The sequence below is a fragment of the Bacillus sp. AMCV2 genome (genome assembly GCF_056033925.1).
The window spans coordinates 1279073-1301976 of record NZ_JBVYIB010000002.1; the positions used below are offsets into that span (position 1 = coordinate 1279073).

22 protein-coding genes and 2 pseudogenes are annotated in these 22904 nt (G+C 45.4%); 15 read left to right on the plus strand and 9 right to left on the minus strand.

All coding sequences use genetic code 11. The features are described from left to right. Nucleotides 1–12 precede the first annotated feature (12 nt). A complete protein-coding gene (locus AC0OMA_RS06765; RefSeq protein WP_015383395.1) occupies nt 13–486 on the minus strand; it encodes a YjfA family protein in 474 nt (157 codons plus the stop codon). A gap of 128 nt (nt 487–614) precedes the next feature. Continuing rightward, nucleotides 615–782: a YjfB family protein gene (locus tag AC0OMA_RS06770; protein WP_014476499.1), complete on the minus strand. Its 168-nt coding sequence runs from the start codon at nt 780–782 to the stop codon at nt 615–617. A gap of 126 nt (nt 783–908) precedes the next feature. On the opposite strand from AC0OMA_RS06770, the pseudogene AC0OMA_RS06775 reads away from it, so the two are divergent. Beyond that, a pseudogene (locus tag AC0OMA_RS06775) lies at nt 909–1793 on the plus strand (DUF2268 domain-containing putative Zn-dependent protease). Between the two features lie 8 nt (nt 1794–1801). Here the strand turns inward: AC0OMA_RS06775 and AC0OMA_RS06780 are convergent. Both AC0OMA_RS06780 and AC0OMA_RS06785 read right to left on the minus strand, forming a co-directional pair. Further along, nucleotides 1802–2200 (minus strand): ribosomal maturation YjgA family protein, encoded by a 399-nt coding sequence (locus AC0OMA_RS06780; protein ID WP_009967034.1) that lies wholly within the window; start codon nt 2198–2200, stop codon nt 1802–1804. A 101-nt stretch (nt 2201–2301) separates the two neighbouring features. Next, nucleotides 2302–2877: a YjgB family protein gene (locus AC0OMA_RS06785; RefSeq protein ID WP_181218914.1), complete on the minus strand. Its 576-nt coding sequence runs from the start codon at nt 2875–2877 to the stop codon at nt 2302–2304. A 145-nt stretch (nt 2878–3022) separates the two neighbouring features. Here AC0OMA_RS06785 and fdhF point away from each other — a divergent pair, with 145 nt between their 5' ends. From fdhF to AC0OMA_RS06805, 4 genes and pseudogenes are all read left to right on the plus strand, one after another. Continuing rightward, the gene (gene fdhF, locus AC0OMA_RS06790) at nt 3023–5980 is read left to right on the plus strand and encodes a formate dehydrogenase subunit alpha (RefSeq protein ID WP_181218917.1); all 2958 of its coding nucleotides are present in this window, start codon (nt 3023–3025) and stop codon (nt 5978–5980) included. Next, nucleotides 5973–6533 carry a helical membrane plugin domain-containing protein gene (locus AC0OMA_RS06795; RefSeq protein WP_029726254.1) on the plus strand — a complete coding sequence of 187 codons (561 nt, stop codon included), beginning with the start codon at nt 5973–5975 and terminating at the stop codon, nt 6531–6533. The genes fdhF and AC0OMA_RS06795 overlap by 8 nt, the downstream gene beginning before the upstream one ends. A 196-nt stretch (nt 6534–6729) precedes the next feature. Then, nucleotides 6730–7375, plus strand: a pseudogene (locus AC0OMA_RS06800) (DUF4352 domain-containing protein). A gap of 73 nt (nt 7376–7448) precedes the next feature. Then, nucleotides 7449–8075, plus strand: a complete 627-nt coding sequence (locus AC0OMA_RS06805) for an NUDIX hydrolase (protein WP_100506162.1) — start codon at nt 7449–7451, stop codon at nt 8073–8075. 30 nt (nt 8076–8105) lie between these two features. Here AC0OMA_RS06805 and AC0OMA_RS06810 read toward each other — a convergent pair whose 3' ends face one another. Continuing rightward, entirely contained in the window at nt 8106–8384 is a 279-nt protein-coding gene (locus AC0OMA_RS06810; protein WP_003232791.1) for a hypothetical protein, read from the minus strand. A 390-nt stretch (nt 8385–8774) separates the two neighbouring features. On the opposite strand from AC0OMA_RS06810, the gene yjiB reads away from it, so the two are divergent. Together yjiB and AC0OMA_RS06820 are read left to right on the plus strand one after the other, a co-directional pair. After that, a complete protein-coding gene (gene yjiB, locus AC0OMA_RS06815) occupies nt 8775–9965 on the plus strand; it encodes a monooxygenase YjiB (RefSeq protein WP_474221995.1) in 1191 nt (396 codons plus the stop codon). Between the two features lie 22 nt (nt 9966–9987). Next, nucleotides 9988–11166, plus strand: coding sequence for a glycosyltransferase (locus tag AC0OMA_RS06820; protein ID WP_327844295.1), 1179 nt, complete (start codon nt 9988–9990; stop codon nt 11164–11166). A gap of 40 nt (nt 11167–11206) precedes the next feature. Here AC0OMA_RS06820 and AC0OMA_RS06825 read toward each other — a convergent pair whose 3' ends face one another. Continuing rightward, on the minus strand, nt 11207–11395 hold the full coding sequence (locus tag AC0OMA_RS06825) for a DUF8096 family protein (protein ID WP_003232781.1): 189 nt from the start codon (nt 11393–11395) through the stop codon (nt 11207–11209). 173 nt (nt 11396–11568) lie between these two features. Here AC0OMA_RS06825 and AC0OMA_RS06830 point away from each other — a divergent pair, with 173 nt between their 5' ends. Continuing rightward, a complete protein-coding gene (locus AC0OMA_RS06830; RefSeq protein WP_047182466.1) occupies nt 11569–12384 on the plus strand; it encodes a uroporphyrinogen-III synthase in 816 nt (271 codons plus the stop codon). 45 nt (nt 12385–12429) lie between these two features. Here the strand turns inward: AC0OMA_RS06830 and AC0OMA_RS06835 are convergent, their stop codons facing one another. The 3 genes from AC0OMA_RS06835 to AC0OMA_RS06845 all read right to left on the minus strand — a co-directional run bounded on the left by AC0OMA_RS06835 (nt 12430) and on the right by AC0OMA_RS06845 (nt 15028). Next, complete coding sequence (locus AC0OMA_RS06835) at nt 12430–13182, minus strand: ABC transporter permease (protein WP_003232776.1); 753 nt, start codon at nt 13180–13182, stop codon at nt 12430–12432. Continuing rightward, on the minus strand, nt 13182–13934 hold the full coding sequence (locus AC0OMA_RS06840; protein ID WP_251218243.1) for an ABC transporter ATP-binding protein: 753 nt from the start codon (nt 13932–13934) through the stop codon (nt 13182–13184). The genes AC0OMA_RS06835 and AC0OMA_RS06840 overlap by 1 nt, the downstream gene beginning before the upstream one ends. A gap of 119 nt (nt 13935–14053) precedes the next feature. After that, nucleotides 14054–15028 (minus strand): DMT family transporter, encoded by a 975-nt coding sequence (locus tag AC0OMA_RS06845; RefSeq protein ID WP_167559924.1) that lies wholly within the window; start codon nt 15026–15028, stop codon nt 14054–14056. Between the two features lie 131 nt (nt 15029–15159). On the opposite strand from AC0OMA_RS06845, the gene AC0OMA_RS06850 reads away from it, so the two are divergent. The 7 genes from AC0OMA_RS06850 to AC0OMA_RS06880 all read left to right on the plus strand — a co-directional run bounded on the left by AC0OMA_RS06850 (nt 15160) and on the right by AC0OMA_RS06880 (nt 22896). Then, nucleotides 15160–15657, plus strand: a complete 498-nt coding sequence (locus AC0OMA_RS06850; RefSeq protein WP_033884358.1) for a cupin domain-containing protein — start codon at nt 15160–15162, stop codon at nt 15655–15657. Between the two features lie 388 nt (nt 15658–16045). Continuing rightward, nucleotides 16046–16468 carry a helical membrane plugin domain-containing protein gene (locus tag AC0OMA_RS06855; RefSeq protein ID WP_003220510.1) on the plus strand — a complete coding sequence of 141 codons (423 nt, stop codon included), beginning with the start codon at nt 16046–16048 and terminating at the stop codon, nt 16466–16468. Between the two features lie 39 nt (nt 16469–16507). Continuing rightward, nucleotides 16508–17686, plus strand: coding sequence for an NAD(P)/FAD-dependent oxidoreductase (locus AC0OMA_RS06860; RefSeq protein ID WP_015383407.1), 1179 nt, complete (start codon nt 16508–16510; stop codon nt 17684–17686). A gap of 198 nt (nt 17687–17884) precedes the next feature. Beyond that, nucleotides 17885–19306, plus strand: a complete 1422-nt coding sequence (gene uxaC / locus AC0OMA_RS06865) for a glucuronate isomerase (RefSeq protein WP_041517815.1) — start codon at nt 17885–17887, stop codon at nt 19304–19306. Nucleotides 19307–19373: 67 nt separating this feature from the next. Beyond that, a complete protein-coding gene (locus AC0OMA_RS06870; protein ID WP_047182470.1) occupies nt 19374–20753 on the plus strand; it encodes an MFS transporter in 1380 nt (459 codons plus the stop codon). 104 nt (nt 20754–20857) lie between these two features. Next, nucleotides 20858–21871: an ureidoglycolate dehydrogenase gene (gene allD / locus AC0OMA_RS06875; RefSeq protein ID WP_063335074.1), complete on the plus strand. Its 1014-nt coding sequence runs from the start codon at nt 20858–20860 to the stop codon at nt 21869–21871. A gap of 5 nt (nt 21872–21876) precedes the next feature. Next, a complete protein-coding gene (locus AC0OMA_RS06880) occupies nt 21877–22896 on the plus strand; it encodes a zinc-binding alcohol dehydrogenase family protein (RefSeq protein ID WP_047182472.1) in 1020 nt (339 codons plus the stop codon). The last annotated feature ends 8 nt before the right edge of the window (nt 22897–22904 follow it).

Genomic DNA, 22904 nt, shown 5'->3' on the forward strand with positions numbered 1-22904 from the left:
CCTTTTTTCTATTTAATAAGAGCCTGTGGTGGCCCAAACATTTAAGTTTGGTCCTGAATACTTGCCGAAAGCGTAAGAAGTCCTTGGATCTAAATCATATACCATCGGTGTATAGCAAGACTTTTGGCCGGCCACCGCTTTTCCATTGCCGCCTGCAGAATCACAATTATATCTCTTTCCGTCCGTGTTCCGGGTAATCTCCGCATTTGCTTCAAAGCCAGACGTCAATGTATTATTCATCGTGATTTTTGCCCAAGCCGTTTTACATGTACTGCTGAATTTAAGCTCGACTACTCCGATGACTTGATTGCTGGCATTCACTAAGTTTGAGGATTTTTTTGTAGAGCCGCTGGACGCACAATCATTGTAATAAGGGCTTTTTCCATCGTAGGCATGGGTTTCCGCATTGGCGGGTACTCCTTTGACGGCAAAAACAAATACTACTGCGAATAACATCAATAAAGCCTTCGTAAACAGTCTTTTCATATCCTTTATGACCTCCTTAATATGGCAAACAATAAATCATACGGAGGAACAATCAAAACATGCATGCTTTTTTGTGAACAATAAAGGCGGCCGGGAGGATGGAGTTATTGGCCGCCTTTGGTGTGAGGTTAAGCTTTTACATCAATAGTTTGTCCGAGAGTCGGATGCTGAATCATCTTTAAGGTTTGATCGGCATTTTGCTGGGCGGTGTCCAGCATTTTTTTCGTTAAAGCGATATTAACATTCTGGGCAAGGGATGCTTGATGCATCGCAACTGATAAAGCAGGAATATCCATCGTTCCACCTCCTATGCCTTACCTATCGGCGGCTTTGTATCATTTTACAGTGAAAAATGGCTTAATTTTCGCTGTTGACCCTTACGCTGCGGCATATCGTATGTTTTTGACAAGGAGGGAATCAGGATGAATCTTGTAATGGAAAAGACCTTTGAGCAATACGAAAAGCTGTTTTCAATGGAAGAACAGAAAAGAGAAGATGAATTTCGGTGTACGATGATGAGGCCGTTTGAAAAGATGTGGACCCATCCAAGTTCCGCTGAAAGCGAAGGAGCCAAACGGCTATGATGTGATCATGGCTGCTATTTGGATGTCCGTGATGCTGAAAGCGGCCAGAAAGCACTGCAAATACTGAAAGAATCATATGTTTCAGAGACAGCTGAATCTGCACTTTTGCAATGCATATTTTTTGCTGAGCGCGAACAGCTGCGGGTGAATGCAGAGGAGATCAAATTCGGCCTTTATATCGCTGATCCAAATAAACTTCAGCTGCAAAAAGGCTACTGCGAGTTTGGCGGGATACCGGACTTTGTTCATGTATGGATTGATCCGAACCGTTATAACCTGCCAAGGATTCCTTCAATTATTGCTCATGAGTTTCATCATAATGTGCGGTTTTCGTATATAGATTTTCATCATGGCTCTGTAAGTGTCGGGGATTATCTTGTGATTGAAGGATTGGCGGATTCATTCGCCAGAGAGCTGTTTGGTGCGGAACGATTGGACCCTTGGGTAACTCGTTTTGATCATGAGGATTTGCAATATTCCATTGATGTGATTAATGAGGTGCTGGATGTGAAAGGATTTTCGGAAGTCAGCCGTTATATGTTTGGTGATCCAATTGCTAACGACCAAGGCTTTAAGCCTGCAGGTTTATCGGCTTTTGCAGGTTATGCGGTTGGATATCATGCCGTTCAGTCATTTATGAATCAACATCATATCACGATAAGCGAGGCCACACGTTTGGATGCGAAGACCATTCTTTCTCAATGCGGGCTGTTTTCTACATGAAAAAAGCGTCACATACAGCGGCGCTTTTTAATTCCCAAAACCAGCAGTTCTATGGCGGCACAGGCGGCAATTCCGATTGTATATGCTTCGATATCGCTCCATAAAAAACCGTACCCCAGTACAAGTCCGCCAAGAGAAGTATCCCTAATCTGGTCGATCCATTCGGCATGATAGAGCTGGCTGAATTCAATGACAAAACAGAAAGAAAGACTGATAATGCCCGTTATCATTGTCTTCAGCTTCCGAAATAGAAATCCGCATCCCGTAAAGATCATGGCGGCCCACAACGAGTCTCCCAGATAAGTATTGAGGGTATCAGGAAGAACACTGGAGAATGCTCTGGAACCAAGCCCCAGCCCAATGATCAGTATGGTGAAAACTGCATATATCCAACGATTTCGCTTCATTGCGAATTGATACCCCGTCTCTGTTTCATCTCCCTGTATTGTAAGGAATATAGCTTTTATTTGTCCACTAAAAAAAGCGGCTGAATAGCCGCGTAGGGTGTTTATTTTGCTTTTAGGTTTACATGGTCGGCTGTCTGATCCGTGCCTATTACAAAATGGAGTTCATAGCGGCCTGTATCATATACATAATCGATTTCATCGGTAAACGGGACGGTTAACACCCGATTTGCTGGTCCTAATTGCTTCTGCAGCACTTCCGGCGTAACTCCGCCTAAATTCAGCTGCCGTTCCACACCGGTTCCAAAGTAGCGGATTTCTGAAATTGTCATGTCTTTATGATAGGAAAATCCGTAGCCCGGCTGTCCCATATTCCAGTGATATAAATCAAATCGATTGTCTCCCCCGACTGGTCTTTCCGGTTCCCCAAACGCAGCATGGACATCGCCTTTTGTGCTTTTGTTAATGGTGAGGCCTTGCGCCTGCTGAGGCATTTCCCCTTTATAGGCGGTGTTATAGAGGTTTTTGACAAGCTCGGCGGCTGATTGATTCGTGTTTTCGGAGAGCGTGTTTGTTTGAGCTGCGGCCTTTGCCGGTGCTGAAAAGGACGCAGCCCCAAAGCCTGTAAAACAACTTGTTATTGCTGCCGCCGCGGTAATAGCAGACATTGTCTTTTTCATGTTGATCCCTCCTTATTGATCTACCATTCCGTTTCCCTGTGTTTGTGCAATAAAACATGTGAGTGCGCTTTGTATGTTTTATTAAGTTGTTGTAAGGGAACTGAAATAGGTAATTCGGTATATAAAGCAAGAAAGGGGAATGGAGATGGCTGGCAAGAAAACAATCACAATAAACGGCGTTGAAATGGAAGCGTCCGAGGAACAGACGGTGCTGCAGCTTTTGAATAACAGCTCGATAGAAGTGCCGCAAGTTTGCTATCATCCAAGCTTAGGGCCGATTGAAACATGTGATACGTGCATCGTCAGCATCAATGGTGAGCTGAAGAGGTCGTGCTCCGCTGAATTAAAGGATGGGGATATCATTGATACGCTCTCGCCTGACGTGAAAAAAGCGCAAGTCATCGGGATGGACAAGATTTTATATAATCATGAGCTTTATTGTACAGTTTGCGATTACAACAATGGGGGATGCGAAATACATAATACGGTGAAGGAAATGAAAATCAATCACCAAAGCATTCCGTTTGATCACAAGCCATACCATAAGGATGAATCCCATCCGTTTTATCGGTATGATCCAGATCAATGTATTTTGTGCGGGCGCTGTGTTGAAGCATGCCAGGACGTTCAGGTAACTGAAACGCTGACCATTGACTGGGAGCGGGAACGCCCGCGTGTCATTTGGGATAACGACGTGCCGATCAATGAGTCGTCATGTGTGTCATGCGGCCATTGTTCAACGGTCTGTCCGTGCAACGCGATGATGGAAAAAGGAATGGAAGGGGAAGCCGGATATTTAACAGGCATCAATAACGAAACGCTGCGACCGATGATCGAGATCACGAAAGGCGTAGAGACAGGCTACGGCTCGATTCTCGCCATTTCTGATATGGAATCCGCCATGCGTGATGAACGAATCAAAAAAACGAAAACCGTCTGCACGTATTGCGGCGTCGGCTGCAGCTTTGATGTCTGGACAAAGGGCAGAGACATTCTGAAAGTAGAGCCGCAGGAGGAAGCGCCAGCCAACGGCATTTCTACTTGTGTGAAAGGCAAGTTCGGCTGGGATTTCGTTAACAGCGAAGAACGCCTGACAAAGCCGCTGATCCGTGAAGGTGACCATTTCCGTGAAGCAGAGTGGGAGGAGGCGTTATCGCTGATCGCCAGCAAGTTCACGGAATTAAAAGAGGCGTTTGGCCCGGATTCTCTCGCTTTTATTACATCTTCTAAATGTACAAATGAAGAATCCTATCTTATGCAAAAGCTGGCCAGAGGGGTCATTGGCACAAATAATGTGGACAACTGCTCTCGCTATTGCCAATCTCCTGCGACTGCCGGCCTGTTCCGGACAGTCGGCTATGGCGGTGATTCAGGATCAATTACAGATATCGCGCAAGCGGACCTTGTTTTGATTATCGGTTCGAACACGTCTGAGTCGCATCCAGTCTTATCCACTCGCATTAAACGGGCTCATAAGCTAAGAGGGCAGAAAGTGATCGTCTCGGATATCAGAAAACACGAAATGGCAGAACGCTCCGATTTATTTGTCCAGCCGCGTGCCGGATCGGATATCGTCTGGCTGAATGCGATCGCCAAATATTTAATAGAAAACGGCAAGGCCGATGAACGATTTTTGAGAGAAAGAGTGAACGGACGGGATGAATATGTAAAAAGCCTCGCGCCGTACACACTTGAATATGCCGAGGAGAAAACCGGGATTGATCGAGAAACCCTTATCCAAATGGCAGAGATGATCGGGCAAGCTGACAGTGTGTGCGCATTGTGGGCGATGGGCGTGACACAGCACATTGGAGGAAGCGACACGAGCACGGCGATATCTAATCTGCTGCTTGTGACAGGAAACTACGGAAAACCGGGAGCAGGTTCTTACCCATTGCGCGGCCATAACAATGTGCAGGGAGCAAGTGACTTCGGAAGCATGCCTGACAGAATGCCGGGCTATGAAAAAGTGACGGACGAACAAGTCCGCCAAAAATACGAGCGGGCGTGGGGCGTGCCGCTGCCGAAGGAGCCGGGTATGACCAACCACGAAATGATTGAAAAAATCCATTCCGGACAGCTGAAAGCGATGTATGTAAAAGGTGAAGAAATGGGCCTGGTGGATTCCAACATCAATCATGTACACGCCGCATATGAAAAGCTTGATTTCTTTGTGGTGCAGGACATTTTCCTTTCACGTACAGCGGAGTTTGCTGATGTGGTTCTTCCTGCGAGCCCAAGCCTTGAAAAAGAAGGAACCTTTACAAACACAGAACGCCGGATTCAGCGTTTGTATCAGGTATTTGAACCGCTGGGCGAATCAAAGCCGGATTGGCAGATTATTATGGAGGTTGCCAATAAGCTTGGCGCCGGCTGGCACTATGAGCATCCTGCAGACATTATGGAGGAAGCAGCCAAGCTGTCGCCGATTTATGCCGGTGTCACCTATGAACGTCTTGAAGGCTATAATTCCCTGCAATGGCCTGTAAACGCTGATGGAAAGGATTCGCCTTTACTCTTTATAGAGCGCTTCCCTTTCCCGGACGGCAAGGCCATTCTCTACCCTGTCCAGTGGACAGAGCCTGAGGAATTCGGTGAGGAATATGATATCCATGTCAACAATGGGCGGCTCTTGGAGCATTTCCACGAAGGGAATCTGACTTACAAATCAAAAGGGATTTCGGAGAAAACACCGGAAGTGTTCTTAGAAATTTCTCCTGAGCTTGCGGCAGAACGAGGGATTCAGGACGGAACCCTCGTCAGACTCACATCGCCTTTCGGAAATGTCAAAGTGAAGTGCCTGATTACTGATCGAGTCAAAGGGAAGGAAGTATATCTGCCAATGAACGATTCAGGGGAAGCGGCGATCAACCTGTTAACAGGCAGCCATGCCGATAAGGATACCGATACGCCTGCTTACAAAGAAACATCGGCCAAGATGGAAATTTTGAAGCACGACGGAATCAGCCCGCTGCCTAAGATCAACCACCGCAACGGCAATCCGCAGCCGCAAATCGGTGTGCAGGTTCAAAAGAAATGGGCGCGGAAGGATTATATTTTCCCTGGTGACGCTGTGAAAAGGGGGATGGGCCATAATGGCTAAAGCGATTAAACGAATCCAAAAAATCGAGGTAACCGAAGAGGATCAGCGGAAGCGTGATTTGCGGGAAATTGAAGATGCTCTAGTTGATCACAAAGAAGCGATTCTCGAAACCTTGCATATGCTGGGCCATATGAACGAGCGCGGTGTCCTGCCGTTGCTCCGCGGCCTTTTTGGTCAAGGGGATAAAGTTCTTGATATTCTGGTGAAAAAGGCAGATACAGAGGAAACAGCCAATACGCTGAAAAATCTGCTTCTTCTGTTTGGGACACTCGGCATGCTGGACGTGAAGCAGCTGGAGCCCCTCATTTTGAAAGTAAATGCGGGAGTGGCAAGTGCTGTAGAGCAGAAAAACAGCGAAGAAAAGACAGGTTATTTTGATATTATCCGCTCGCTAAAAGACCCGGAAATCAACAAATCAATTACACTGCTCTTTTCCTTTTTAAAAGGAATGGGACAAGATACAAAGGAGCTGGAACGCACGACGCAGCCTCCGGAACACCAAAAACATCATCAGGAACCTCGAGAGAAAAGAGGAATGAATAAACGAGATTGATCTCCCGCCCGAGCGGCTTCAGCCAGCTCGGGTTTTTTGATAAAAAGGTCTATTGGACTAGTAAAAAATATTCAAATACTAGGAAGAAGTAAGATTGTGATGAATGAGATAGAAATAATCGTTACTTTCTTACCTGTTAAGAAAAGGAAAAATCTGATTATAATAGAAATCGATTACTTTAGATGGGGGAACAATCATGAAAAAAGTCTTATTACTATTATTTGTCTTGACGATCGGGTTAGCGCTTTCAGCTTGCAGCCAATCGAGCGATGCGTCAGAGAAGGAAAAACCGAAAGAGAAAAAATCGCAAGAAGAGCTTGAAAAGGAACTTGATAAGGAATTGAAAAAAGGCGGTGAGCCGAAGACAAAAAAAGATGATCAAATACATAAAATAGGAGAAACAATTAAAGTAAATGATATTAATTTCACGGTGAATAAAGTGGATCGTGAACAGAATGGCCAATATGGAGATTTGGGTGGAAAAGACTATGATAAAACAAAAACAGTAAAAGATAATGAAGAGCGGTTAATTATAGAAGTGACCCTAGAATACGTTGGAAAAGGTTCAATGGAATACAACCGATTAGGATTAGATCTGAAAGACAAGAAGAATAAATCAGTTCGCTCAGTCATTTCATTGGAGGATAAAGGAAAAATGTTTTTGGGGGGGGAATCTGGCGTCAGGAAAAAAGGTGACAGGAGTAGTTAGTTATGTAATACCCAAAGGGGAACAGAAAAATTACACATTAGTGTATAACCCTTTTTTAATAGATACTGGAAGTGATAGAATTGAAGAAAGCGCAAAATACAATATAGATTATTTGATAAAATTAGAAAAATAGCATTAAAAAAAGCACGTTTTCATCAGGGAAGAAGCGTGCTTTTTTTATAGTGACAAATAATGTGAAGGGGAGAGTGATAAAAGTGCAAACCAAATGGCTGGAACGGGCACAGCGGATTCGGGCGATCGCACAGGCGGGGCTTGCTTTTTCCAAGGATGTGTACGACAGGGAGAGGTACGAAGAGCTAATGAAGCTCAGTGCAGAAATGATGGTGGATTACTCACAGACGAACATTGAAGTTATCACTGATTTATGGAGTGGGGAGAGCGGCTATCCAACACCGAAAGCGGATGTGCGCGGCGCAGTATTCCGAGAGAATCAGATTTTGCTTGTCCGGGAGAAGCATGATGAGCTGTGGTCGCTGCCGGGTGGATTTTGCGAGATTGGTTTATCGCCAGCTGAAAACGTCGTCAAGGAAATCAAAGAAGAGTCGGGGTATGATACAGAGCCGTCTCGATTGCTGGCCGTGCTAGACAGCCATAAACACTCCCATCCCCCTCAGCCTTATCACTATTATAAAATCTTCATCGCATGCAGCATGACGGGCGGGCAGGGGGAAACAGGGATCGAGACGAATCATACCGCTTTTTTTCCGGAAGACAGCCTCCCGCCGCTTTCTCCTAAACGAAACACACCCTCACAGCTTAGCATGCTGTTTGACTTTTTGCGCCATCCGGACAAGAAAACGATATTTGACTAAAAAAGAAAGAGCCTATGGGCTCTTTCTTTTTTATAATGTAATGTGTTTTTCGTTGGCGAGTTTCAGAAGGGTCAAAATAGAATCGGCTTGTTTATGGCCGAGTTTTTGCTTTAATTTGTTTTCTTCAACTAATCGGCTGCCATAAATTTTGACAGAGGCTTTGTCGACGACAGTATGCCAGTTTTCCTGTTTTTTTCCCTCAACAAGCGGTTTTTCATGTCTCTCAGAAAAAGAGAACACAAACAGTACGAATGCAAGTGAAAGTAGGATGCCGACAACTTGTTTTTTGTAATCAGTCTGTGCTGCCACGTTGTTCTCTCCTTCACCTTTTACCTTCTATTTAATCATAGAATCAGCTTATTTTACATAATGGGAAAGTCATTTTTGGAGTTAGTGCATTTGGTTGAAAACAGAGACGTTTTTTTAGCGGAGCGGTGCAATTGAATCCATATTGGATTTGCGTGCTTATGCCTAAGGTCACGTTGTGAGCCAAAACAGCAGTGCAGAATAGAAAAAAATTGAAAGATTATGGTAAGATGAACGAAATTCGAGGGGGAATATATGATGCCTGCATCGAACATCGTGATCGCCTGCCTGCTGTTATCAATTTGATTATTTGTGGTAGTCCCTCTCTTTTTCGAAAGCGGGAGGTGAAGTAGAACATTAATTGCTGAATTCTTTCAAGGGGAGTGACCATACATGAATGTGTTAAACCGCCGGCAAGCCTTGCAGCGAGCGCTGCTCAATGGGAAAAACAAACAGGATGCGTATCATCCATTTCCATGGTACGAATCGATGAGAGCGGATGCGCCTGTTTCCTTTGATGAAGAAAACCAAGTGTGGAGCATTTTTCTTTATGATGATGTCAAAAAAGTTGTTGGGGATAAAGAGCTGTTTTCCAGTTACATGCCGCAGCAGACAAGCTCTATTGGAAATTCCATCATTAACATGGACCCGCCGAAGCATACAAAAATCCGTTCAGTCGTGAATAAAGCCTTCACTCCGCGTGTGATGAAGCAATGGGAACCGAGAATTCAAGAAATCACAGATGAACTGATTCAAAAATTTCAGGAGCGTAGTGAGTTTGACCTTGTGCACGATTTTTCATACCCGCTTCCGGTTATTGTGATATCTGAGCTGCTGGGAGTGCCTTCAAAGCATATGGATCAGTTTAAAGCATGGTCTGATCTTCTGGTCAGTACACCGAAGGATAAAAGTGAAGAAGCTGAAAAAGCCTTTTTGGAAGAACGAGATAAGTGTGAGGAAGAACTGGCTGCGTTTTTTGCCGGCATCATAGAAGAAAAGCGAAACAAACCGGCACAGGATATTATTTCTATTTTAGTGGAAGCGGAAGAAACCGGCAAGAAGCTGTCCGGTGAAGAGCTGATTCCGTTTTGCACGCTGCTGCTGGTGGCCGGAAATGAAACCACTACAAACCTGATTTCAAATGCGATGTACAGCATATTAGAAACGCCAGGCGTTTACGAGGAACTGCGCAGCCATCCTGAACTGATGCCTCAGGCAGTGGAGGAAGCCCTGCGTTTCAGAGCACCGGCCCCGGTTTTGAGGCGGATTGCCAAGCGGGATACGGAGATCGGGGGGCACCTGATTAAAGAAGGTGATATGGTTTTGGCGTTTGTGGCATCGGCAAATCGTGATGAAGCAAAGTTTGACGGGCCGCACATGTTTGATATCCGCCGCCATCCCAACCCGCATATTGCGTTTGGCCATGGCATCCATTTTTGCCTTGGGGCTCCGCTTGCCCGTCTAGAAGCAAATATCGCGTTAACGTCTTTGATTTCTGCTTTTCCTCATATGGAGTGCGTCAGTATCACTCCGATTGAAAACAGTGTGATATACGGATTAAAGAGCTTCCGTGTGAAAATGTAATAGATAAGGAGACTGGAGATTCATGAAAAAGTACCATATTTCGATGATCAATATCCCGGCGTACGGACATGTCAATCCTACGCTTGCTTTAGTAGAGAAGCTTTGTGAGAAAGGGCATCGTGTCACGTACGCGACGACTGAGGAGTTTGCGCCCGCTGTTCAGCAAGCCGGTGGCGAGGCATTGATCTATCATACATCCTTGAATATTGATCCTAAGCAAATCAGGGAGATGATGGAAAAGGATGACGCGCCCCTCAGCCTTTTAAAAGAATCACTCAGCATTCTGCCGCAGGTTGAGGAGTTATATAAGGATGATCAGCCTGATCTGATCATCTATGATTTTGTTGCGCTGGCTGGAAAATTGTTTGCTGAAAAGCTTAATGTTCCGGTCATTAAGCTCTGTTCGTCATATGCCCAAAATGAATCCTTTCAGTTAGGAAATGAAGACATGCTGAAAAAAATAAGAGAAGCAGAGGCTGAATTTAAAGCCTACTTGGAGCAAGAGAAGTTGCCGGCTGTTTCATTTGAACAGTTAGCTGTGCCGGAAGCATTAAATATTGTCTTTATGCCGAAGTCTTTTCAGATTCAGCATGAGACGTTCGATGACCGTTTCTGTTTTGTCGGCCCCTCCCTCGGAGACCGGAAGGAGAAAGAAAGCCTGTTGATTGACAAGGATGATCGCCCGCTTATGCTGATTTCTTTGGGTACGGCGTTTAACGCATGGCCGGAATTTTACAAGATGTGCATCAAGGCATTTCGGGATTCTTCATGGCAAGTAATCATGTCGGTTGGGAAAACGATTGATCCAGAAAGCTTGGAGGATATTCCTGCTAACTTTACCATTCGCCAAAGTGTGCCGCAGCTTGAGGTGTTAGAGAAAGCTGATTTGTTCATCTCTCATGGCGGGATGAACAGTACGATGGAAGCGATGAACGCAGGTGTGCCGCTTGTCGTCATTCCGCAAATGTATGAGCAAGAGCTCACTGCAAATCGGGTTGATGAATTAGGCCTTGGCGTTTATTTGCCGAAAGAGGAAGTGACTGTTTCCAGCCTGCAGGAAGCGGTTCAGGCTGTATCCAGTGATCAAGAGCTGCTCAGCCGCGTCAAGAATATGCAAAAGGATGTAAAAGAAGCTGGCGGAGCGGAGCGTGCGGCAGCTGAGATTGAAGCGTTTATGAAAAAATCCGCTGTCCCGCAGTAAAAACATAAAAACCGAAATCAAATTGATTTCGGTTTTCTGTTTAAATATTTTTTTTCATCCCGCATCTCCGGCATTCTCTAAGAAATTTTCCGCCTTTTACAGAGCTTTTGAACAGTGTGTAATCACAGTTGTCGCAGCGCCCGCTGCGGGCGTCCGGATATTCATTGAATTCGTAAACAATCGATGTATCGTAGCCTTTTGTTTCATATTCTTCTTTTTTTGTTTCCATGTCGTCCCTCCGTTACAAGACGTGTCTGCTGTTTATCTTACAGCAAGCTTCCGGCGTATTCAATGGATTTTAGGGGTTTTGGTTTATCTTGATTTCTCCCTTGGTTTGCGCCAAAATAGCTTTATTAAGCTTATATACATAAAAAGCCTATGCAAAGAGGAGAGGAAACGGGTATGGGAAAAGGGTTACTTGGAAAACGCGTGGCAATCGGTGGCTCACGAAAAACGGAAGAAATCAGTACAATCATTGAAAAACAGGGCGGAATACCTGTCATCCGGCCTCTCCAAGGTACAGTTTACTTAGCAGAGAAGCAGGTGGAGCCGGATTTGCGGACGTTTGTGGAGGGAAAAAAAGCTGACTGGGTTATTTTCACGACAGGCATCGGGTTGGAGACTCTTGTCGATATGGCAGAGAAAATTGGACTGAAAGATGAGTTTCTGCAGGCCATTCGCCAAGCGAAAGCGGCATGCAGGGGATACAAAACGCTGTCTGCGCTGAAAAAGCTTGGGATCACACCGGAAGCTTCGGATGAAGACGGGACAACAAGAGGCTTAATCCGTTCTTTGGAGCCTCACGACTTTTCAGGAAAAACAGTCATGGTACAGCTTCATGGCGAAAAAGCGCCGGCTCTCATGGCATTTCTTGAAGAAAAAGGCGCGTCTGTCCTGCCGATTCTGCCTTATCAGCACATCCCGCCGGAGGAGGAAACGGTGGAGCGGTTATGCCGAGAGCTGATGAACGGTGAGATCGATGCCGTTTGTTTTACAACGGCCATTCAGGTTCGTTCCCTGTTTGATTTTGCTAAGGGGCGAGGTTATATCAATGAAGTGAAGAAGGTATTCGAAGAACGTGCCATCGCAGCTGCTGTCGGAAAAGTGACTGCTGAAGCACTGCGGGAAGAGGGCATTACGAGACTGCTTGCGCCAGAGATTGAGCGGATGGGTGCGATGATTGTTGAGCTGGCCAAGTATTATGAAGAAAAGGAATAACAAGTACAAAAAGCCGCTTTTCCCTTGGAAAGCGGCTTTTGTCTGTCATTCATTCTGCTTCAGCTGCTGATGAACGGTGAATAATGATGGGTATGTCAGCACGCTTAAGATTACACAAGTCAGCGCGGCTGAGGCCATCGTTGTAAACACGATTAAGAGTTGAAAGCGTACTGCCTGAATCGGGTCCGCGCCGGCTAGAATCTGGCCAGTCATCATGCCGGGAAGCTGAACAAGACCCAGTGTTTTCTGGCTTTCGAGCGTCGGGATCATACTCATTTTCATCGCTGACGTAAGAATGCGCTGTATGGATTGCTTCGGTGTGCCGCCAAGTGACAATATTAATTGAATTTCTTCTTTGCGAACGCCGACTTCTGAGTTGAGCCGGTTTAGAAACAAACTTGAGAGCACCATCGAATTTCCGATGACCATCCCGCTGATCGGAATGACATATCGTGCCGTAAGCGGAATGATATGAAGAGACAGCAGAATTCCCTGCGTCACAATTTCTACGATTGCTAACGCGGCAAACACCCTCCAAAACGAACCGATAGTATTTTTCTTTCGCTTGATGACATTTTGTGCCGCCACCGCGAGCATTAACAGCACCATCAGCAGGATAAAAACAGGGTGGTCTCCGCGAAAAATCAGCGACAAAACATAACCGATGATAAGCAGCTGCACCGCGGCCCGGATGGTGGCGATGATCATGTCTTTTTCTACACCGGCTTTAAAGGATTTTGATAAAAACAAGGCGATCAAAACAAAGATCATCGTTAAAGAGAGAGAAAGGTAATCCATTACCGAGTGCCTCCCTTCAAAAATTCTTTCGCTGCTTCATGCTGCGGAGCGGAGAAAAATGTGTCGGTTTCTGCGATTTCAAGCAGCCGGCCATCTGCCATAAACCAAATGGTATCGGCTACTCGTTTTGCCTGCTCCATATTATGAGTGACCCACATGACTGTCCATTTTTTCTCTTGATGCTGACGTTTGATCAGTTCTTCAATCTCAAGAGCAGAAACCGGGTCCAAGGCCGATGTGATTTCGTCCAACAATAGAATGGAGGAAGGATTTGAGAGCGTTCTGGCCAGTGACAGTCTTTGCCGCTGCCCGCCCGATAAGTCTCTGGCGCTTCTGTCTAACAACTCTGGCGGCAGCCCTGCAAGAGAAGCCAGCTTTTCAGGAGAGTACAGCTGGGATTGATGCAGCCTTTGTACAAGACTTAAATTGTCACGCACTGTCCCGTCGAGCACGGGAGCCGATTGAAACGCGAGGGCTGCCGTTCGCCTCAGCTCATTGACATTCCATTCTCTGACTTCCTTTCCGTATATGTTGACTTCGCCGCTGTCAGGCGTTCTCATTAAATTACACATAGAAAGGAGGGTGCTTTTGCCTGAGCCGGAAGGACCTAAAACGGCTACGATTTCGCCCTGTTGAATGTCTCCGGTGACATCCTGCAGCACATCATAGGTTTGTCCATCTTGTTTATAGCTTTTTCTGACTGATCTGAAGGAGATGGCTGGTATGTTTTGTGTTTGATCGTTTGCTTCCATTACAATAATCACCTTTCAATATAAGTAGGCTGACATTATATTTAACTATAACGTGAAACAGATCCCTTTTGGTAGCACAAATAAAGGAGAACAGGCTTTCACCCATTCTCCTGCAGATGCTACGCAGTCAGATTTGACTGTGCTTTCTTTTTCGGTTTTCTCGGCTGTGAAGCGAAGGTATGTAACATCATCCCCGCTATTATAATGAATAAACCGGCAAATGATAAAAGAGATGGGAAAACGCCTGACAGCAGAACAATTTCACCAAGCAGCGCGAAAATCACTTCACCGGATTGAGTGGCTTCAACAGCTGCGAGTTTTTGCGGATTGTCTCTTACCATATCAGTGGCCCAGAAAAATAAAACCGTCGCAATGATGCCTGAGCTGATGGCAACGATAAAGGATTGAACGGTTTGACTTGCTGTTGGAAGGCCATCTGACCACCAGCCGTAAGCTGCTAATATAAGCCAGAATGGAAGGCTTGCCAATGTCATTCCAAGCACGCGCTGAAATGTATCAAGCCTGCCTCCGTATTCTTCGAGCATTCTCCTGTTTCCTAACGGATAGGCAAAAGCCGCAATGACAACCGGCAGCACACTGAAAAGCAGCATCCTCCCAGAAAGCGATTCTGCATGCTGAAGCTGAATCAGAGCCGCTCCAATCAGGATGATCATGGAAGTGCCAAGTGAAACCAGGGGAATCTTTTGGCGAACGAGCTGCGGACCGCCCGGCATATCTTGTTTGACATAAAACAAAGGAGATAAGAGCACCCCGGCTACAATTGTAATTTGCCAGGTTCCGGCTATGAGCCACCCCGGACCGTATGCAGCCGCAAATGTAATCGGCGCGTAAAAAAGCACGAAGCCGACGAAGCTCCATTTGATCCAATAAAACGGCTTTTTCCTCATCTCTAGTAAGAGAGGCGTGAATGTCCCTCTCATGATGACAATCAAACATAAAAATGGCACCATAAAAATAAAGCGCAGCGAAGAGCTCCAAAGCCAGCTGCCTCCTGATAACTCCATCGCTCTGTTTAATATAAAGGTAACGGCGAAAAAGAGTGAAGCCAATATTCCGATAACGATAGCTTTCATGATATCCCTCATTCTGGCATTATTTTTTTATACTATACTATTCGGTATCATGCAGATCAATGGAATCATGAGAAAAACATCATGTTTTGCGAACCGCTATGTGTGGAAGACAAAAAAGGGAGGTGTAATTGATGGAAAAAGAGACACAGACATACTTCTTTCCGGATGACGGCAGGATTCCGAATCACCCTGATTTTCCGCTCGTGGTGTATCAAAACGCGCTTAAGGACACCGGACTGGCAGAGCGGATCGTCATCCGGCATGGCTGGTCAAACAGCTGGTCAGGGAGTGTTTTTCCATACCATCATTATCACAGCAATACGCATGAAGTCCTGATTGCCCTTAGGGGAGAGGCTGTGATTCAGTTTGGGGGAGAAAAAGGGGCTGCCATCCCTTTCAAATCAGGCGACGCAGTCGTGATTCCAGCCGGAGTCGGACATAAAAAGCTCAGCTCAAGTCCCGATTTTACTGTCCTTGGCGCCTATCCCGGTGGCGTTCAGTATGATATGAAGACGGGGAAACCGAATGAGCGGGAGGAAGCGCTCAAACAGATTAAGCAGGCGGCGTTGCCGGCGAATGATCCGATCACAGGAAAAAGAGAGCCTCTATTGGAAATATGGGTAAAGTGAAGGGGAGAAATTGCTGGATTGTCAATAACTAGTGCCGCAGAAACGATATGACATGAGCTCCATATAAATTAATTTCATAATCGAAGCAATTCACGTTCAAATTTTGTTCAAAAAGTGTTATCATATAGAAGGTAATCGAATTGGAGTTTTTTGTGTTTGCTATTTTCAGAGAGAGTAAAGGATTTTGACTTATTCAATTGTTTATTTTTAGATAAAAATAATACTGAATATGGCAAGATGAAAAACTGGGTAGTAAACATTTATTTTTGTAAATGATTGTGCACGAATTCACAATCCTTATTCTTATGCCTTAAAAGCGTGAGACAGGGAGAGGCACTACCCTTTCCAAAAAAATCAGCAAACTGCTTATAGTAAAGGAGAATTGGATATGCCAGAAACAATCGATCAAACAAATGCGTCTGTCAGCCAAAGCCAGCAAGATCTTATTGATCAGCTATTAAAGCCAGAAGTTCAAGAATCATTGACTGTTTTAGTTGACCAGCTTCCGAAGCTGACTGAGTTAGTGAATATTTTAACGAAGTCTTATGATTTCGCTCAGTCTGTAGCGACTGACGAAGTGTTAAAGAGCGACACAGTCGGTGCGATCACTGAAATTCTCGAGCCTGTAAAAGAAACAGCGAAAGAAGTAGCTGCGACTGCGATTGAAGCAAAAGACCGCGCGGAAGCAAGCAACGAAACAATTGGACTTTTCGGCCTTCTTCGCATGCTGAAAGATCCTCAAGCTCAAAAGCTGTTCCGTTTTGCTAACAGCTACCTTGAAGTCATGAACGAACGCGAAAACCAAAAATAATCTCAGATTCAAATTGATATAAAGGACGGAGGATATACGATGTCAAAACATATTGTCATTCTAGGCGCTGGTTATGGCGGAGTTCTTTCTGCTCTAACAGTTCGCAAACATTACACAAAAGAACAAGCACGCGTGACAGTGGTAAACAAATACCCTACTCACCAAATCATTACGGAATTACACCGCCTTGCTGCAGGCAACGTGTCTGAAAAAGCGGTTGCAATGCCATTAGAAAAACTTTTCAAAGGCAAAGACATTGATCTTAAAATTGCGGAAGTAAGCTCTTTCTCTGTTGATAAAAAAGAAGTTGCGCTTGCTGACGGTTCTACATTAACTTACGATGCGCTTGTTGTAGGTCTTGGTTCTGTAACGGCTTACTTCGGCATCCCAGGTCTTGAAGAAAACAGCATGGTATTGAAATCTGCTGCTGATGCGAACAAAGTCTTCCAGCATGTTGAAGATCGTGTGCGCGAGTACTCTAAAACGAAAAACGAAGCAGATGCAACAATCCTTATCGGCGGCGGCGGCTTAACAGGTGTTGAGCTTGTTGGTGAGCTTGCTGACATCATGCCGAACCTTGCGAAAAAATACGGCGTAGACCATAAAGAAATCAAATTAAAACTTGTTGAAGCAGGTCCGAAGATCCTTCCTGTTCTTCCGGATGATCTTATCGAGCGTGCGACTGCAAGCCTTGAAAAACGCGGCGTTGAGTTCTTAACAGGTCTTCCTGTTACAAATGTAGAAGGAAACGTAATTGATCTGAAAGACGGATCTAAAGTTGTTGCCAACACATTTGTTTGGACTGGCGGCGTACAAGGTAACCCATTAGTCGGTGAATCAGGCCTAGAAGTGAACCGCGGACGCGCGACTGTAAATGACTTCCTGCAATCTACATCTCATGAAGATGTATTCGTTGCTGGAGACAGCGCAGTTTACTTCGGTGCAGACGGCCGTCCATACCCGCCAACTGCACAAATCGCATGGCAAATGGGTGAGCTGATCGGTTACAACCTATTCGCTTACCTGGAAGGCAAAACGCTTGAAACATTCAAGCCAGTAAACTCTGGTACACTTGCAAGCCTTGGACGCAAAGACGCGGTTGCCATCATTGGTGCAAATTCTACACCGCTTAAAGGTCTTCCTGCTTCCTTGATGAAAGAAGCAAGTAACGTACGCTACTTAACACACATTAAAGGACTTTTCAGCCTGGCTTACTAATCCTTTTTATGAATCTGACATTGCCAAAAGCGTTCCTTTCCGAGTGCTTTCTGGCAATGTCTTTTTTTTGTTTATATGCCAACGTTAACATTTCATTTTCAAAAAAGAGATTGATCCCAGAGGAATATAAAGGTAAAATAAATACAAATCAAAATGTTAACGTTAACATTTTGAAATAGAATGAAAGACGGTGAGGACATGGAACCCTTCATGGGCGAAAACTTTTTATTGAAAAATGAAACCGCTGTCAGCCTCTATCATAATTATGCGAAAGACATGCCAATTATTGATTACCACTGCCACTTAAATCCGAAAGAAATCTATGAAAATAAGACATTTCAAAACATCACGGAAGCCTGGCTGTATGGTGACCATTATAAATGGCGCGTCATGAGAGCCAATGGAATTGAGGAGACATACATTACCGGAGATGCGCCTGATGAGGAGAAATTTATGGCTTGGGCGAAAACCGTGCCGGTGGCGATTGGCAATCCGCTCTACAACTGGACTCACTTAGAATTGCAGCGTTTTTTTGGCATTTATGAGATTTTAAACGAGAAGTCCGGGCCGGCTATATGGAAACGGACAAATGAACTGCTCAAAGGGGAAGGCTTCGGGGCAAGGGATTTAATCGTGAAATCAAATGTAAAGGTTGTGTGCACCACAGATGACCCTGTCGATTCTCTTGAATACCATCTATTATTAAGAGAAGACAAAGACTTTCCTGTCAGCGTGCTGCCTGGATTTCGGCCGGATAAAGGACTTGAGATCAATCGTGAAGGCTTTCCTGACTGGGTGCAGGCGCTTGAAGATGCCGCCGCCATATCCATTACAACCTATGATGAGTTTTTAAAGGCGTTGGAAAAACGAGTGCGATTCTTCCACTCAGCCGGCGGCAGAGTTTCTGATCACGCGATAGATTCAATGGTATTTGCCGAAACAACAAAAGAAGAAGCTGGACGGATTTTTTCTGACAGATTACAAGGAACAGAGGTTTCTTATGAAGATGAGAAGAAATTTAAGACATATACGCTTCAGTTTCTTTGCGGTTTGTATGCGGAGCTCGATTGGGCGATGCAGTTTCATATCAACGCTTTAAGAAACACGAATACAAAAATGATGAAAAGGCTCGGACCTGATACAGGCTATGATTCAATGAACGATCAAGAAATTGCTAAGCCTTTATACAAGCTGCTGAACTCAGTTGAGATGAAGAACCAGCTGCCGAAAACGATTTTATATTCACTGAATCCAAATGATAACTATGTCATCGCCAGCATGATCAACAGTTTTCAGGACGGTATTACCCCAGGAAAAATACAATTCGGCACAGCCTGGTGGTTTAACGATACTAAAGACGGGATGCTCGATCAAATGAAAGCGTTATCAAATGTTGGCCTTTTCAGCCGTTTTATCGGCATGCTCACCGATTCCAGAAGCTTTCTTTCGTATACGCGTCACGAATATTTCAGGCGGATCGTCTGCAATTTGATTGGAGAATGGGTGGAAAACGGCGAAGTGCCGCGCGATATGGAGCTTCTGGGAAGCATCGTTCAGGGGATTTGCTATGACAATGCGAAACACTACTTCCAATTTCAAGAAGAGAAAGCAAACGTGTAACAAAGTGTCCGCTTAGCATCGCTGAGCGGATCAGTATCCGAAAATTCTTAAGACACAGAGGTGGAACATGCGAACTGAACTGGCAAATAAGGTTGTGTCGGTCGAAACGGAAAAAAGGCTTTCATTGAAAGAGAAAATGTCCTATGGTTTTGGTGATTTTGGCAACGGTTTTATGTTTGATCTCGGCCAGATTTATTTATTGAAGTATTTCACTGATGTAGCGGGAATCCCCGCTGCGATGGCCGGCGGCATTTTTTTAGTTAGTAAGCTGTTTGCGGCAATAACAGATCCAATTGTCGGCTCATCAATCGATTATCGCAAAAACATCGGCAAACGGGGGAAATTCAGGCCTTATCTATTAATCGGCAGCATCGTGCTTGCGGTGCTTACTGTTCTCATTTTTCTGTCTCCCAATGTATCAACGACCGGAAAACTGATATATGCATATGCATCCTATATGATTTGGGGCATCGGCTATTCGTTTGTGAATATTCCGTACGGCTCATTAGGGGCAGCGATGACTCAAAATTCTGAGGACCGGACCTCCATTTCGACGTTCCGCCAAATCGGATCACTTGGCGCCTTGTTTATTACAAGTGTGGCCGTGATGCCGCTGCTCGTCAAGTTTGATAATCCGAAGGTCGGCTACCCGGTGGTCATGGGCTTATTCGCCGCGCTCGGTGTGTTTTGGTTTTATATTTGCTACCGCAACTGCAAAGAGCGCATTGTCATATCGGAAGCACCCAAAGAAAAATTAACACTCTCATCTGTCGTCAAAACATTTATTACAAATAAACCGCTATTAACCCTTGTCCTGATGACGATTTTTTCAATTTCCGCATACAACATTAAATCCGCCATGCTCGTCTATTTCGCACAATATAACTTGGGCAATGTTGAATTAATGGCTTATATGAACTTCATCATTATTGGTTCTTCCTTTTTGGGCGTCGTATTCCTACCAAAGCTCGTCAAGATGTTTGGAAAGAAACGAACGGCAATGATCGGCTTCGGCATCAGTGTGGCCGCGGATCTGATCAACTTTATGCTTCCATCTAACGTTTATATGTTTACAATTCTCGCCAGTATCGCCTTTATCGGAATCAGTATCCCAAATGGCATCACGTGGGCTCTTGTCTCCGATATTATCGACTATGGCGAATGGAAATCCGGTGAACGGAAGGAAGCAACGACATATTCACTTTTCAATTTCTCAAGAAAGCTTGCTCAATCTTTGTCTGGCTTTCTCTCGGGGATCGGTTTGGGGATTATCGGCTATGTGCCGAATGCAGTCCAGACAGCACAGGCGCTGATTGGCATCAAAGCGCTGCTTCTTCTGTATCCGGCCATTGCTTTGGCATTAGCGATGATCATTATCGGCTTTCTTTATAAACTCACAGACCAGCAGCATGCTCAGATCGTTCAGGATCTTCATCAAAAGATCTGACAATATAATATATAGAATATTTAAAATAATTTGTAAATAAAATGTGTTTGTAGGGGGTTCGCTAGGAGAGTGCCCAAAAAACTGAAAAGGAAGGAGGCACTTACTTGAAAACGATAACAATTGCAGCTGAAGAAGCAAAGGAACTCGTTCGGCAAAAGCTGGCCGGTGCCGGTTTGAATGAACGAGATGCTGAAAAAGTAGCAGATGTTCTCGTGCACGCTGATTTGCGCAATGTACATTCGCATGGCGTGCTGCGCACAGAACACTATGTGAACAGGATTTTAGCGGGAGGGATCAATCCTGGGGCACAGCCTGTTTTTAAAGAAACGGGGCCTGTGACCGGGGTGCTTGACGGAGACGATGGTTTCGGTCATGTGAATTGCGACATGGCGATGGACCATGCAATTGACATGGCGAAGAAAAAAGGAGTCGGCATGGTCACGGCAGTAAACAGCAGCCATTGCGGAGCGCTAAGCTATTTTGTGCAAAAAGCGGCTGACGAAAAGCTGATCGGAATGGCAATGACGCATACAGACAGTATCGTTGTCCCGTTTGGGGGGAGGACTCCTTTTTTAGGGACAAATCCGATTGCTTACGGTGTTCCGGCTAAGCATAAAAAACCGTTTATCCTAGATATGGCGACATCCAAAGTGGCTTTTGGGAAGATTCTGCAGGCCCGTGAAGAGGGCAAAGAAATTCCTGAAGGATGGGGAGTCGATGAAAACGGAGAAGCAGTAACTGATCCTGACAAGGTCGTCTCACTTTCAACATTCGGCGGCCCGAAAGGCTATGGACTATCGATTATGGTGGATGTGTTTTCCGGATTGCTGGCGGGCGCGGCTTTTGGCCCTCATATTGCCAAAATGTACAGCGGCCTTGATCAAAAAAGAAAGCTGGGGCATTATGTTTGCGCGATCAATCCATCCTTTTTTACTGACTGGGATACGTTTTTAGAGCAGATGGATGCCATGATTGATGAACTGCAGCAATCACCGCCGGCTGTTGGATTCGAAAGAGTGTATGTGCCCGGCGAGATCGAGCAGCTGCATGAAGAAAGAAATAAGAAAAACGGAATTTCTATTGCCCGGAGCGTGTATGAATTCTTAAAAAGCAGGTGAGCAAAATGAAAGCGGTTCAAGTGCGAAAAGCGTATGATCTGGTGACAGCGGAGGTGAAGAAGCCAGTTCTTTCAAAGGATGATGAAGTGCTCGTGAAAGTCAAGCGAGTCGGCATTTGCGGTTCAGACATGCACATTTATCATGGAACGAATCCGCTTGCTACCCTCCCGAGAGTTATCGGACACGAGGTAACGGGACAAGTGGAGGTAGTTGGTGCGAATGTACAGAGCCTAAAACCCGGTGATCATGTGGTGATTGAGCCGATTTCTTATTGCGGATCGTGCTATGCCTGCCGCAAAGGGCGGCCGAATGTTTGCGCCAAGCTTTCTGTATTTGGCGTACATGAGGACGGAGGCATGCGGGAATATATTGTGCTTCCGGAAAGGCAGCTTCACGCGGTCTCAAAGGACTTGCCTTGGGAGGAAGCAGTCATGGCCGAGCCTTATACGATAGGCGCCCAGGCAGTGTGGAGAGGCCAAGTGGAAAAAGGTGATACCGTCCTGATCCAGGGAGCGGGGCCTATCGGGATCTGTGTGTTAAAAATGGCAAAGCTGGCGGGCGCTGCTGTCATGATGACTGACTTGAACAACGAGCGGCTGTTATTTGCGAAAGAAAACGGCGCCGATGCTGTTGTAAATGTCCAAGCAGAACATGTTGCCGAGCGGGTCCTTGAATGGACTGGGAATGAAGGAGCAAACGTGGTCATTGATGCTGTTTGCCTGCCGGAGACTTTTGCACTTTCAATTGAGGCCGTTTCACCGGCGGGACATGTGGTTGTGCTTGGATTTGATGAAAGAGCGGCTCAGATTTCTCAGCTGCCGATTACAAAAAAAGAAGTCACGATAACCGGATCCCGATTGCAGACCAATCAGTTTCCAAAAGTGGTAGAGCTTTTGAATGGAGGCCGGTTAGTGCATAACGGGCTGGTGACCCATACATTTTCAGTTGATGACGTTCATCATGCATTTCAGTTTATTAAGGAGCATCCAGATCAGGTGCGAAAAGCCGTCATCACGTTTGATTAAATGACTGA